Annotated in this window: 12 protein-coding genes; 3 read left to right on the top strand and 9 right to left on the bottom strand. The window is 69.0% G+C overall.

All coding sequences use genetic code 11. The annotated features are described in order from the left end of the window. Positions 1-9 precede the first annotated feature (9 nt). From IH68_RS0138680 to IH68_RS0138665, 4 genes are all read right to left on the bottom strand, one after another. A complete protein-coding gene (locus IH68_RS0138680; RefSeq protein WP_030945234.1) occupies positions 10-954 on the bottom strand; it encodes a M28 family metallopeptidase in 945 nt (314 codons plus the stop codon). Between the two features lie 137 nt (positions 955-1091). After that, positions 1092-1568 (bottom strand): VOC family protein, encoded by a 477-nt coding sequence (locus tag IH68_RS0138675; RefSeq protein WP_030945232.1) that lies wholly within the window; start codon positions 1566-1568, stop codon positions 1092-1094. A 119-nt stretch (positions 1569-1687) separates the two neighbouring features. After that, positions 1688-2635, bottom strand: coding sequence for an EamA family transporter RarD (gene rarD, locus IH68_RS0138670; protein WP_037885982.1), 948 nt, complete (start codon positions 2633-2635; stop codon positions 1688-1690). Between the two features lie 182 nt (positions 2636-2817). Then, complete coding sequence (locus IH68_RS0138665; protein WP_030945227.1) at positions 2818-3672, bottom strand: SDR family oxidoreductase; 855 nt, start codon at positions 3670-3672, stop codon at positions 2818-2820. A 179-nt stretch (positions 3673-3851) separates the two neighbouring features. On the opposite strand from IH68_RS0138665, the gene IH68_RS0138660 reads away from it, so the two are divergent. The 3 genes from IH68_RS0138660 (at position 3852) to IH68_RS0138650 (ending at position 5459) form a co-directional block, all read left to right on the top strand. Further along, entirely contained in the window at positions 3852-4193 is a 342-nt protein-coding gene (locus IH68_RS0138660) for a winged helix-turn-helix transcriptional regulator (protein WP_051833966.1), read from the top strand. Between the two features lie 303 nt (positions 4194-4496). After that, the gene (locus IH68_RS50675) at positions 4497-5042 is read left to right on the top strand and encodes a DUF6082 family protein (RefSeq protein ID WP_234341744.1); all 546 of its coding nucleotides are present in this window, start codon (positions 4497-4499) and stop codon (positions 5040-5042) included. A gap of 159 nt (positions 5043-5201) precedes the next feature. After that, entirely contained in the window at positions 5202-5459 is a 258-nt protein-coding gene (locus IH68_RS0138650; RefSeq protein ID WP_030945221.1) for a hypothetical protein, read from the top strand. 84 nt (positions 5460-5543) lie between these two features. Here IH68_RS0138650 and IH68_RS0138645 read toward each other — a convergent pair whose 3' ends face one another. The 5 genes from IH68_RS0138645 to IH68_RS0138625 all read right to left on the bottom strand — a co-directional run bounded on the left by IH68_RS0138645 (position 5544) and on the right by IH68_RS0138625 (position 12436). After that, positions 5544-6623 carry a 2-oxoacid:ferredoxin oxidoreductase subunit beta gene (locus IH68_RS0138645; protein WP_030945219.1) on the bottom strand — a complete coding sequence of 360 codons (1080 nt, stop codon included), beginning with the start codon at positions 6621-6623 and terminating at the stop codon, positions 5544-5546. After that, positions 6616-8544: a 2-oxoacid:acceptor oxidoreductase subunit alpha gene (locus tag IH68_RS0138640; protein ID WP_030945217.1), complete on the bottom strand. Its 1929-nt coding sequence runs from the start codon at positions 8542-8544 to the stop codon at positions 6616-6618. The genes IH68_RS0138645 and IH68_RS0138640 overlap by 8 nt, the downstream gene beginning before the upstream one ends. Positions 8545-8817: 273 nt before the next feature. Further along, positions 8818-9477 (bottom strand): response regulator transcription factor, encoded by a 660-nt coding sequence (locus IH68_RS0138635; RefSeq protein ID WP_324607698.1) that lies wholly within the window; start codon positions 9475-9477, stop codon positions 8818-8820. 278 nt (positions 9478-9755) lie between these two features. Beyond that, positions 9756-11114 (bottom strand): sensor histidine kinase, encoded by a 1359-nt coding sequence (locus IH68_RS0138630; protein WP_030945214.1) that lies wholly within the window; start codon positions 11112-11114, stop codon positions 9756-9758. A 128-nt stretch (positions 11115-11242) separates the two neighbouring features. After that, the gene (locus IH68_RS0138625) at positions 11243-12436 is read right to left on the bottom strand and encodes a sensor histidine kinase (protein ID WP_030945212.1); all 1194 of its coding nucleotides are present in this window, start codon (positions 12434-12436) and stop codon (positions 11243-11245) included. Between the last annotated feature and the right edge of the window lie 152 nt (positions 12437-12588).

Below are 12588 nucleotides of genomic sequence, written 5' to 3'. Positions count from 1 at the left end.
CCGGGACGGCTACTGCGACAGCTCCCACACCGCATGCGCGACGGCGTCGCTGTTGCGGTCCAGAGCGGTGCCGTCGATGTTGGACGTCGTGTCGCAGGACGAGTGGTAGCAGGCGTCGAAGGCCTTCCCCGACGTACCGCCCCACTTGGCCGCCTGCGCCGCCGTCTTGACGTAGTCGGCACCGCTGAACAGCCCGCCCACCGGAATGCCCGCGTCCTTGAACGGCGCGTGGTCGGAGCGGCCGTCACCCTCGGTCTCGGGCTCGGTGGCGATGCCGAGACCGGTGAAGTAGTCCTTGAACGTCTTCTCGATCGCCGGGTCGTCGTCGTAGACGAAGTAGCCGGGGTTCGGTGAGCCGATCATGTCGAAGTTCAGATAGCTGCTGATCTTCGAGCGATTCGCGGCGGAGAGGCTGTCGACGTAGTGCCCGGAGCCGACGATGCCCAGCTCCTCCGCCCCCCACCAGGTGAAACGCAGATGCTTGGTGGGGTGGTAGCCGGCCCGTGACACGGCGAGTGCGGTCTCCAGAATGGCGGCGGAACCGGAGCCGTTGTCGTTGATGCCGGGGCCCCTGCTGACGCTGTCCAGATGGGAACCCGCCATGACGACCTGGTCGGCGTTCCCGCCCGGCCAGTCGGCGACGAGGTTGTAGCCGGTGCGGCCGGAGGATGTGAACTGCTGGACGGTGGTGGTGAATCCGGCCGCGTCCAGCTTGGCCTTCACATAGTCGAGCGAGGCCTTGTAACCGGCGCTGCCGTGCGCACGGTTGCCGCCGTTGGCGGTGGCGATGGACTGCAGCTGGGCGAGGTGGGCCTTGACGTTCGCCACGGAGATGTCGGGCGCGGCCGCCACCGCCGGCGAGGGCGTCGCACCGGCTATGGAACCGCCGGTCAGGAGCATGACAGCCGACACGCCGACAGCTGCCACTGCACGCCCGGAAACGGAGAAGCTCATGTGGGGGGCTCCGAATTCCTTGGAGTGAATTGGATCCCCGGATGGTGAATCCTTTACCAACCAGGCGTCAAGAGCGTTATCAGGACGGCTGGTTCGCATAACGGAACATCCGGCCCACTGGGGCTCTGCGCTGTGACCTACTGCACGCAGAACTCGTTGCCCTCCGGGTCCGCCATCACCACCCACTCCCCGGCGGGTTCCTTCACCCGTCGCAGCACACTCGCCCCCAGCCCCACCAGCCGCTCGACCTCTGCGTCCCGCAGCCCGTCGCCGGGATGCAGATCGAGATGCAGCCGGTTCTTCACGCTCTTCGCCTCCGGCACCCGCTGGAACAGCAGCCGCCGCCCGAGACCCGTCCCGCGCTCCTTGTCGTACGGATCGTCCGGATGCCGCACCGCAATCAGGTCCCGGAAGGCGAGCCGGGCGTGGAACTCGACGGTCGCCTCACGCGGCAGCGCGCCGAGCTCCAGCAACCGCTGGATGAACGCGTCGTTGTCCTCGATCTCGTAGTGCAACGCGGCGGCCCAGAACTCGGCCTGGGCCTGCGGGCCGGCGCAGTCGACGACGAGCTTCCAGTGAACGGGGACGGGGCCGGATGCGGAGGTCTGTGTCATGCCCCACTTGTACCGGACGAGCCGGTTGTTCCAGCGCCGGTCAGCACATCTCAGCCCGTCCGGCGTTTGAGGACGAGGCCGTTCAGGCCGATACGGGGGCCTGGGGGCAGAGCCCCCAGTCAGACGTCCACCGCAGCGGACGGCGCCGCCTCAACCTTCGGCACGCGAACCCGGCCAAGCCTGCTCGCAGAGCGAAACGCGTCCCACGTCAGCAGACACAAGGCAACCCACACCAACGCAAACCCGGCCCACCGCTCCACCGGCATCGCCTCATGGAAGTACAGAACCCCGAGCAGAAACTGAAACACCGGCGCCAGATACTGCAGCAGCCCCAGCGTCGACAACGGCACCCGAATCGCCGCCGCCCCGAAACAGACCAGAGGCAACGCGGTCACCACCCCGGTCGCGGCGAGCAACGCCCCGTGCCCCACCCCTTGCGTCGCGAACGTCGAGGAGCCGTGCGAGGTCAGCCACAGCAGATAAGCCACCGCGGGCAGGAACTGGATCGCGGTCTCCGCGGCCAGCGACTCGATCCCGCCGAGCCCGACCTTCTTCTTCACCAGCCCGTACGTCGCGAACGAGAAGGCGAGCGTGAGCGAGATCCACGGCGGCTGCCCGTATCCCACCGTGAGCACGACCACCGCCGCGAAGCCGGTCCCGACCGCCACCCACTGCACGGGCCGCAGCCGCTCCTTCAGGAGCAGCACGCCCATCGCGATGGTGACCAGCGGGTTGATGAAGTACCCGAGCGAGGCCTCGACGACATGGCCGCTGTTGACGGACCAGATGTACACGCCCCAGTTGACGGTGATGACGGCCGCGGCAACCGCGACGAGCCCCAGTCTGCGCGGCTGCCGCAGCAGCCTGCCCGCCCAGGCCCAGCGCCGCATCACTACGAGCGCGGCGCCCACGAAGACCAGGGACCATGCCATCCGGTGGGCGAGGATCTCAAGGGCGCCGGCGGGCTTCAGCAGGGGCCAGAAGAGGGGTACGAGGCCCCACATCCCGTAGGCGGCGAAGCCGTTCAGCAGTCCTGTGCGCCGCTCGCCCCTCGACTTCCCGGTCACGGGCCCCCTCCTCACCTCGTCGCGCACGCGTGCCAGGCAGAAGGTAACGCCGAGCGCCCCCGCCTGTCATACCCGTATCGCCATACGGTCATGACAGGCGGGGGTGTTGCACCCGGGGCCGGCAGGGGAGTCCGGCCCTCGGGCTGTCCTGTTGTCCAGGTCGTCCGGGGTGCCCGGAGGTGTCAGCCCTTGACCGCCACCGCGATCGCGTCGGCGAGCGGCGTGGTCGGACGGCCGGTCAGGCGGGACAGGTCGCCGGTGGAGACGACCAGCTCGCCCTTCTCGATGGAGGCGTCCACACCTGCAAGGATGGCGGCGAGCGGGCCGGGCAGCCCGGCACCGGTCAGGATCCCGGTGTAGGCCTCGACGGAGACGGGGCTGTAGGTGATCTCCTTGCCGGTCGCCTTGCTGACCTCGGCCGCGTACTCGGCGAAGCTCCACGCCTCGTCGCCGCCCAGCTCGTAGGTCTTGTTCTCGTGGCCCTCGCCGGTCAGCACGGCGACGGCGGCGGCCGCGTAGTCGGCGCGCGAGGCGGAGGAGACCCGGCCCTCACCGGCAGCGGCGACCACGGCGTTGTGCTCCAGCACGGGGGCCAGGTTCTCGGTGTAGTTCTCGTGGTACCAGCCGTTGCGCAGCAGTGCGTACGGGACGCCGGAGGCGACGAGGGCCTCCTCGGTGCCGCGGTGGTCGTCGGCCAGCGCGGCCGTCAGGCTGCCGGGGGCGCTGGTGTAGGCGAGCAGCGCGACACCGGCGGCCTTCGCGGCCTCGATGACCACCTTGTGCTGGCCGACACGGCCCTTGTCGAACTCGTTGCCGGAGATGAGCAGCACCTTGTCACCTGCCGAGAACAGGCTGCCGAAGGTCTCGGGAGCGTTGTAGTCGGCGACCGCGAGCTTCACGCCGCGTGCGGCATAGTCGGCGCCCTTCGCCTCGTCGCGTACGACGGCGGTGATCTGCTCTGCCGGGACCTTTTCCAGCAGCTGCTCCACGACGTGACGGCCCAGGTGTCCGGTGGATCCGGTGACGACGATGCTCATGATCTGCGATCTCCTTGTGGGGTGCGGATGTCACTAACCCTAGGAGGTGCGCTAACTCTTGGAAAGTACCCACTTTGAAGTAAGGTACTGGCATGGCAGTAAGCAACCCGGAAACCGCAGTCCAGCCGGAACTCGTCGCCAAGGGCACCAAGGTCGCCAAGTACGACACCGGCGAGGCGATGTGCCCCTACCGCCTCGTCCTGGAGCACCTCACCAGCCGCTGGGGCGTGCTGGTCCTGATCGAGCTCCTGGAGCGCCCCTACCGCTTCAGCGAACTGCGCCGGGCCATCGGTCGTGTCAGCGAGAAGATGCTCACCCAGACCCTGCAGACCCTGGAGCGCGACGGGCTGGTGCACCGCGACGCCAAGCCCGTGATCCCGCCGAGGGTCGACTACTCCCTGACCGACCTGGGGCGCGAGGCGGCGCAGCAGGTAAGGGCCCTCGCGGTGTGGACCGAGCAGCGGATGGACGCCGTACAGCAGGCGCGGGACGCGTACGACGCGGGGAAGCGCCACAGCTGAGCTCCCCCACTCTCGGCTGCGTTCGAGCGGCAGGTGCCCCCGTGCTGAGCAGGGCCGACGCGTCCGCCGGCAGCTGCCGGACGCATGCGGCGGGCGCTCGCCGGGCACACGAGTGTCAGGGCGCGGACAGGCAGGCGCGGTACGTCCTTCCATGCGCCCCCTCTCCGCCTTCCGCACCGCCCGACGGCACCGGGCACGCTGGAGGCGGGATGTCATGCCCTGCCGTGCGCCGTCCGTGCATCGTCGGCCGGTGCACGGTCACCTGATCCAGGGGGATTCCTCGAGATGGCTTTACGGCGGAACGTGGCCGCGCGAAGTATCGGTTCTGCACTGGCGGCGGGGCTGGGACTGATGCGGGTGTCCTTCGCCCGCGGCACCCGGCGGCGCCAGGAGGAGCTGCTGCTGGAGCTGCTGAAACAGCTCGCGCTGATGACCGAGGAGATCCACCGGGCCAACCTCATCCAGCACTACCGCCTCACCACCGACCAGCTGGACCGGGCCAGCGACGACTCCGCACTCGCCGACGCGTCGAGCACGCTGGACGGCCTCAGTGAACTGAAGCGCCGTCAGATGATGTACGCCAACCGGCAGTTCGGCGCTCTCGTCCTCGCCCACCGGGTGGGCGCGCTCGACTGGGACCAGCTGCTCGGGCATCTGCGGGTGCTGTGCCGCAACTCCGTGTTCGCCGAGTACTGGGACCGCACGGCCGAGCACCGGCGGAGCCTGCCGGCGGAGTCCGTGGACGCGAAGGTCGGCTCGGTCGTCGACGTCATGCTGGAGGAACTGGCCGACGACCCCGACGAATGGTGGGTGGTGGGGTCGGTGCCCGAGCCCCCGGCGCATGAATGAGCCACTGCGTGCTCCCGACGATCCAAGTGGGCGCCGAAGGCGCCGCATAATCGTGCGTCTCACGGCACATCAATAAGTGCGACGGGTTTTACGGGGTGGGCCGAAAGCGGCTGCGCCCCGCTCAGGCGGGGCTATCAGCCCCGGGAGGGGACGGCCCAGTTGCACGACGAGTTCACGTCCGTCCGGATCGCGCGCCGCCTCGGCGATCCCCCTCGTAAAAGAGGCAGCTACACCCAGGAGACCTGCCCCGATCTGTTCGAACTCAGTGACGGGAACTTCGCCGTCATCGGGACCGAAGCAACGACCGCCCTCGACCCCCACCTGCCCCAGGACGCCGCCCGAGCCGACTACGAACGCATTGTCGTGATCAGCCGAGAGACCCTCATCCGCGCCAAGAAGGACATCCCCGACGCCTGACATCCGACTCCGACCCCTGACCTCCGACACCGAGGGCCCGGATGCCGCACCGCTGCATCCGGGCCCTCCGTCTGTGCGGATCGGTCAGCCGACGACCGTCCAGGTGTCGCCACCCGCCAGCAGCGCGGCCAGGTCGCCCTTGCCGTTCTGCACGATCGCCGTGTCCAGCTGGTCGGCCATCTGGGTGTCGTACACCGGCCGGTCCACGGACCGCAGCACACCGATCGGCGTGTTGTGCAGGGTGTCCGGGTCGGCCAGCCGGGACAGCGCGAAGGCGGTGGTCGGCGACTCGGCGTGCGCATCGTGGACCAGAATCCGGGACTCGTTGTCCGCCGTCACATCGACCACCTTCAGATCACCGGTGGCCGCATCCCGGACGACGCCCTTGGACAGGTCGCTGCCGAAGCGGATCGGTTTCCCGTGCTCGAGCCGGATCACCGCCTCCTCGGCCTGCTGCTTGTCCTTGAGGGCGTCGAAGGCGCCGTCGTTGAAGATGTTGCAGTTCTGGTAGATCTCGATCAGCGCCGTGCCCTGGTGGGCGGCCGCCTGGCGCAGCACCTCCGTCAGATGCTTGCGGTCGGAGTCGATGGTGCGGGCGACGAAGGAGGCCTCCGCGCCGATCGCCAGCGACACCGGGTTGAAGGGCGCGTCCAGCGAACCCATCGGCGTCGACTTGGTGATCTTGCCGACCTCCGAGGTCGGCGAGTACTGCCCCTTGGTCAGGCCGTAGATCCGGTTGTTGAACAGCAGGATCTTCAGGTTCACATTGCGGCGCAGCGCGTGGATGAGGTGGTTGCCGCCGATGGACAGGGCGTCGCCGTCGCCGGTGACCACCCAGACGGACAGGTCCCGACGGCTGGAGGCGAGCCCGGTCGCGATGGCGGGCGCCCGCCCGTGGATCGAGTGCATGCCGTACGTGTTCATGTAGTACGGGAAGCGCGACGAGCAGCCGATGCCCGAGACGAAGACGATGTTCTCCTTGGCAAGGCCGAGCTCCGGCATGAAGCCCTGGACGGCCGCCAGGATCGCGTAGTCACCGCAGCCGGGGCACCAGCGCACTTCCTGGTCGGACTTGAAGTCCTTCATGGACTGGCGGGCCTCGGCCTTGGGAACGAGCGAGAGCGCCTCGATCGTGCCCGTGCCTTCCGTGGACGTCTCAGCCATCGATGGCCTCCTTGAGAGCCGTGGCGAGCTGCTCGGCCTTGAACGGCATGCCGTTCACCTGGTTGTACGAGTGGGCGTCGACCAGGTACTTCGCCCGGATCAGCGTGGCGAGCTGCCCGAGGTTCATCTCGGGAATCACCACTTTGTCGTAACGCTTCAGGACCGCGCCGAGATTCCGCGGGAACGGGTTGAGGTGGCGCAGATGGGCCTGCGCAATGGACTCCCCGGCCGTGCGCAGCCGCCGTACGGCCGCAGTGATCGGTCCGTAGGTCGAACCCCAGCCGAGCACCAGCGTGCGCGCCTCGTGCGGGTCGTCGACCTCCAGCTCCGGCACGTCGATGCCGTCGATCTTGGCCTGCCGGGTGCGGACCATGAAGTCGTGGTTGGCGGGCGCGTACGAGATGTTCCCGGTCCCGTCCTCCTTCTCGATGCCGCCGATACGGTGCTCGAGGCCGGGCGTGCCGGGGACGGCCCAGGGGCGGGCGAGGGTCTGCGGGTCGCGCTTGTACGGCCAGAACACCTCGCTGCCGTCGTCCAGGGTGTGGTTCGGGCCCTGCGCGAACTGCACGGTCAGGTCCGGGAGTTCGTCCAGTTCCGGGATGCGCCAGGGCTCCGAGCCGTTGGCCAGATAGCCGTCGGAGAGCAGCATCACCGGAGTGCGGTACGTCAGCGCGATCCGCGCCGCCTCCATGGCCGCGTCGAAGCAGTCGGCCGGGGTGCGCGGCGCGACGATCGGCACCGGGGCCTCGCCGTTGCGCCCGAACATGGCCTGCAGCAGATCGGCCTGCTCGGTCTTGGTCGGCAGCCCGGTGGACGGCCCGCCGCGCTGGATGTCGATGACGAGAAGCGGCAGCTCCAGTGAGACGGCGAGGCCGATGGTCTCGCTCTTGAGCGCCACACCCGGGCCGGAGGTCGTCGTCACGCCCAGCGAGCCGCCGAAGGCCGCGCCCAGGGCCGCGCCGATGCCGGCGATCTCGTCCTCCGCCTGGAAGGTCCGTACGCCGAAGTTCTTGTGCCTGCTCAGCTCGTGCAGGATGTCCGAGGCGGGAGTGATCGGGTACGAGCCCAGGAACAGCGGCAGGTCGGCCTGGCGCGAGGCCGCGATCAGGCCGTAGGCGAGGGCCAGGTTCCCGGAGATGTTGCGGTAAGTCCCGGTCGGGAAGGCGGTCGTGGCCGGGGCGATCTCGTAGGAGACCGCGAAGTCCTCGGTCGTCTCGCCGAAGTTCCAGCCCGCGCGGAAGGCGGCGAGGTTCGCGGCCGCGATCTCGGGCTTCTTGGCGAACTTGGTCCTGAGGAACTTCTCCGTGCCCTCGGTCGGCCGGTGATACATCCAGCTCAGCAGGCCCAGCGCGAACATGTTCTTGCTGCGCTCGGCCTCCTTGCGGGTCAGGTCGAACTCCTTGAGCGCCTCCACCGTGAGGGTGGTCAGCGGCACCTCGTGCAGGCTGTACCCGTCGAGCGAGCCGTCCTCCAGCGGAGAGGCGGCGTACCCGACCTTCTGCATCGCCCGTTTGGTGAACTCGTCCGTGTTGACGATGATCTCCGCGCCGCGCGGCAGGTCGGCGATGTTGGCCTTGAGCGCGGCGGGGTTCATGGCGACCAGCACATTGGGCGCGTCGCCCGGGGTGAGGATGTCGTGGTCGGCGAAGTGCAGCTGGAAGGACGACACACCCGGCAGGGTCCCGGCAGGAGCCCGGATCTCGGCGGGGAAGTTCGGAAGAGTGGACAGATCGTTCCCGAAGGACGCGGTCTCGGAGGTGAAACGGTCACCGGTGAGCTGCATACCGTCACCGGAGTCCCCCGCGAACCGGATGATCACCCGGTCCAGCCTGCGTACGTCCTTTGTTCCGCCCGGCCCCCGCTGCTCTCCGACGACGGCTCCGTCTGCCTGCTCCGCTGTCCTGCTGACCTGGCTGGTCACTGAACTGGACCTCCCTCGAGGCGGCTGTCTGGGACCGGCCTTCCCGTGGGCCTTCCCAGGATCAACCCTACGTCCGTTAGGGTCGCCTTCCCGTGGCCATTCGCATCATGGACACGGTTTTGAGACGGTGTGACGCCCTGACTTGTCATGATTTCTCGCCCCCGGCGCTCCCTTTGAAGACGCTTCGCGCGATTCGTTCGGTTCTATGGGTGGACGCTGGACGGACAGTGGATCGACGACTGAACGCGCAATTACTGACTCAGTGTCAGCGCGTCAGGAGTTCAGATAGGTGAGGACCGCGAGAACCCGCCGGTGATCCCCGTCACTCTGGGACAGCCCGAGCTTCAGGAAGATGTTGCTGACGTGCTTCTCCACCGCGCCGTCGCTCACCACCAGCTGCCGCGCGACGGCCGAGTTCGTACGCCCCTCGGCCATCAGCCCCAGCACCTCCCGCTCCCGCGGGGTGAGCCCGGCCAGCACATCCTGCTTACGGCTGCGCCCGAGCAGCTGCGCGACCACTTCCGGGTCCAGTGCGGTACCTCCCTTGGCCACTCGCACCACTGCATCCACGAACTCCCGGACCTCGGCCACCCGGTCCTTGAGCAGATATCCGACGCCATGACTGGAACCGGCCAGCAGTTCGGTGGCGTACCGCTCCTCCACGTACTGCGACAGCACGAGCACACCGAGCCCCGGATGGGCCTTCCGCAGCTGCACCGCGGCCCGCACACCTTCGTCGGTGTGCGTCGGCGGCATCCGCACATCGGCGACCACGACATCGGGCAGCTCACCCTGCGCGTCCAGCTCGGTGATGGTCTTGATCAGCGCGTCCCCGTCACCCACCCCGGCGACCACATCATGCCCACGGTCGGTCAACAGCCGGGTCAGCCCCTCCCTGAGCAGCACTGAATCCTCGGCGATGACCACCCGCACCTTGTCCTCCACGATCCCCGGCCCCCCAGCCCGACTGCGTCTGCCAGTAGTCCAGCATTCCAGCATTCGGACCCGACCGCCCCTGACCAACGGGAATCAACGGGATTCCGCACCCGACACGACGGGTTCCGGCCGCTTCCTTTCAGCCCGTCCGGCGTTTGAGGAGGAGGCCGTAGGCCGATCGGGGGTCCAGGGGCGGAGTCCCCCGGCGGGGTCGAGGGCGGAGCCCCTGGGGAGGGGAACGGGTAAGGGCGGCGGGGGCGAAACCGCCCTGGCACTCACCCCAGCGCCCGCTCCCCCCGCCACGGCAACTCCGCAGTCACCCGAGTAGGCCCCCCCACCGGTGAATCCACCACCAGAATCCCGTCCACCGCATCCAACCGCTCAGCAAGCCCCCCCAGCCCGGACCCGCCGGAGGCATCCGCCCCACCCACCCCGTTGTCCACAACCTGCACCATCAGCCGGCTCTCCACCCGCCACACATCCACCGCAGCCCACGTGGCCCGCGCATGCTTGCTGATGTTCTGCAGCAACTCCGACACCGTGAAGTAAGCGATCCCCTCGATCGCCGGTGCCGGCCGCTCCATCAGATCCACCTCCACCTGCACCGGCACCGTGCACCGCGAGGCCACAGCGGACAGCGCCGCATCCAGCCCCCGGTCCGTCAGCACCGCCGGATGAATCCCGCGCGCCAGATCCCGCAGCTCCTGCAGCGCCGTCTTCACCTCACCGTGCGCCTCGTCCACCATCCGCGCCGCCGCCCGCGGATCCTCCGTCAGCTTCTCCTTCGCCAGCCCCAGATCCATGGCCAACGCCACCAGCCGGGCCTGCGCCCCGTCATGCAGATCCCGCTCGATCCGCCGCAGATCCGCAGCCGCCGTGTCCACCACGACGCCCCGGTCCGACTCCAGCTCCACCACCCGTGTCGCCAGCCGGGACGGCCCGAGCAGACCGTGCACCAGCACCCGGTCCACCATCGTCAGCGCCCGCACGATCCACGGCGTCGCCAGCGTGAACAGCAGCCCCACCAGCGCCGTGACGGTGATCTCGAAGGGGTTGTCGAGGTAGATGCTGTGGCTGCCGTCGCCGTACAGCTGAAGGCCGCCCTGACCGCCGTACATCGGAAAGAGCCAGAACCACAGCGGATACGTCAGCAGCCCCCACCCGTACGCCCAGAAGTTGACGGCGACCACGAACGAGAACACCGACCACGGGAACTGCACCAGCGCGTACAGCAGCGTCCGCCACGACGTGCCGCTCTTCAGCACGGCCCCCATCCAGGCCATCACACCGGACTTCTTCATCCGCAGCGGCTCCGGATCGGCCACCTCGAGCCCGAGCAGCCCCCGCGCCCGCGCCCGCTCCAGCGCCCCGAAGGCGCGGCAGCCGGCCAGCCCCGCCGCCAGCACCGGAATGCCGAGGAACGTCACCAGCAGACCAGCCCCGAGCGACACCATCGTGACGGCGTAGACGAAGAGCACGATGCCGATCGGCAGGCTCAGCAGCACATACCCGAACTCGCGCCAGCTGCGCCCCTCGAAGGGGGCCCGCAGCCCGGCCGGCAGCCGGCGCCGTGTCCCCTCGGTGAACCCGAGCCCGCTGTCGTGCCCGTAGCCCTGTCCGTACTCCGTGGCCATCGGCGTCGTCCGTTCTACTCGTCCCGTTCGCCCTGTCCGGCTGCGGCTGCCCCGCCGTACCCCCACCCTGCTGCGCTGCAGGTCCGCGAACCATGGAGGCCGTCGGCGTCTTGGAAGGGGGGTTTTCCCTACCTCTCACCTGGAGCGCGGTCGCGCCACGGCAGCTCCGCCGTGACCACGGTCGGCCCGCCCTGCGGCGAGTCGATGACGAACAGTCCGTCGACGGCGTCCAGCCGGTCGGCGAGCCCCTGCATCCCCGAGCCTCCGTCGAGGCGCGCGCCCCCGCGGCCGTCGTCCTCGACCTGGATGAGCAGCCGGTCCGTCGCCCGCCACACCTCGACGGACGCGGTCTTCGCCGCACTGTGCTTGCTGACGTTCTGCAGCAGCTCGGAGACGGTGAAGTAGGCGATGCCCTCGATGGCCGCGGCCGGCCGTGAGGCCAGGTCGACCGTCACCTTCACGGGCACCGTGCAGCGCGAGGCGACCGAGGACAGCGCGGCATCGAGCCCCCGGTCCGTGAGTACGGCGGGATGGATCCCCCTGGCCAGGTCCCGCAGCTCCTGCAGCGCCAGCTTCACCTCGCCGTGCGCCTCCGCGACCATCTCCGCCGCAGTGTCGGGGTCCTCCAGGAGCTTCTCCTTGGCCAGGCCCAGCCCCATCGCCAGATTGACCAGTCGGGCCTGCGCCCCGTCGTGCAGATCGCGTTCGATGCGCCGCAGATCGGCGTTGGCCGTGTCGACCACGACCCCACGGTCCGACTCCAGCTCCGCGATACGCCGCTCCAACTCGTCTGAGGGCGACAGCAGCCCGCGCACCATCGCCCGGTCGGCGTTGGCCAGCCCCCGCGCGATGAACGGCAGCACCGGCCACAGCACGAACAGCGAGGTCAGCGTGATGACGAAGGTCAGGATCCCCCAGGGCAGCCGGATGAAGTCGTACAGCACCGTGCGCCAGCCCACCGGGTCCTTCACCCTCATCCACAGCCACGGGAGGAAGCCGGCGCCGCGTCCGGGCAGCCGGCTCGGCTCGTCCACCCGCACCCCGAGCAGCTTCCTGGCCCGCGCCCGCTCCATCCTGCCCAGCAGCCGCGCGCCCGTCAGACCGGCGGCCAGCAGCGGGAACCCGACCACCGTCACGGTCAGCCAGAACCCGGTGAACAGCACCGTCACGACGTAGATGAACCCGATCAGCGACACCGGAAGATTCGCCAGCAGATGCGCGATCTCCTTCCAGGTGTGGCGGTCGTAGGCGAAACGGGCGGGCGGCAGACGGTCGCCGTCACCTTCCGGGGCCCCCATCGGGCGCGAGTGTCGTTCGGTCATATGGGCTAGCGTGCCGCGCGCCGCGCGCCCGCGCCATGAGGTCGGCCGCCCCCGTCCCCTGGGGAAAACCCCACCCCGGCAGCTCCTCGGCGGCTTCCCCGCATCTCAAGGACGTCTCAAGCGGTGACGGGCTGCTTACCGTCTCTTTATCA

Source organism: Streptomyces sp. NRRL S-646, assembly GCF_000720765.1.
Taxonomy (GTDB): Bacteria; Actinomycetota; Actinomycetes; order Streptomycetales; family Streptomycetaceae; genus Streptomyces.
Note: the sequence above shows the minus strand (reverse complement) of the source record. Positions and strands in the feature narration are given on the sequence as shown.

Coding starts and splice junctions, on each gene's coding strand:
- IH68_RS0138680 (WP_030945234.1), bottom strand. CDS start 954: ATGAGCTTCTCCGTTTCCGGGCGTGCAGTGGCAGCTGTCGGCGTGTCG.
- IH68_RS0138675 (WP_030945232.1), bottom strand. CDS start 1,568: ATGACACAGACCTCCGCATCCGGCCCCGTCCCCGTTCACTGGAAGCTC.
- IH68_RS0138665 (WP_030945227.1), bottom strand. CDS start 3,672: ATGAGCATCGTCGTCACCGGATCCACCGGACACCTGGGCCGTCACGTC.
- IH68_RS0138660 (WP_051833966.1), top strand. CDS start 3,852: ATGTGCCCCTACCGCCTCGTCCTGGAGCACCTCACCAGCCGCTGGGGC.
- IH68_RS0138645 (WP_030945219.1), bottom strand. CDS start 6,623: ATGGCTGAGACGTCCACGGAAGGCACGGGCACGATCGAGGCGCTCTCG.
- IH68_RS0138630 (WP_030945214.1), bottom strand. CDS start 11,114: ATGGCCACGGAGTACGGACAGGGCTACGGGCACGACAGCGGGCTCGGG.
- IH68_RS0138625 (WP_030945212.1), bottom strand. CDS start 12,436: ATGACCGAACGACACTCGCGCCCGATGGGGGCCCCGGAAGGTGACGGC.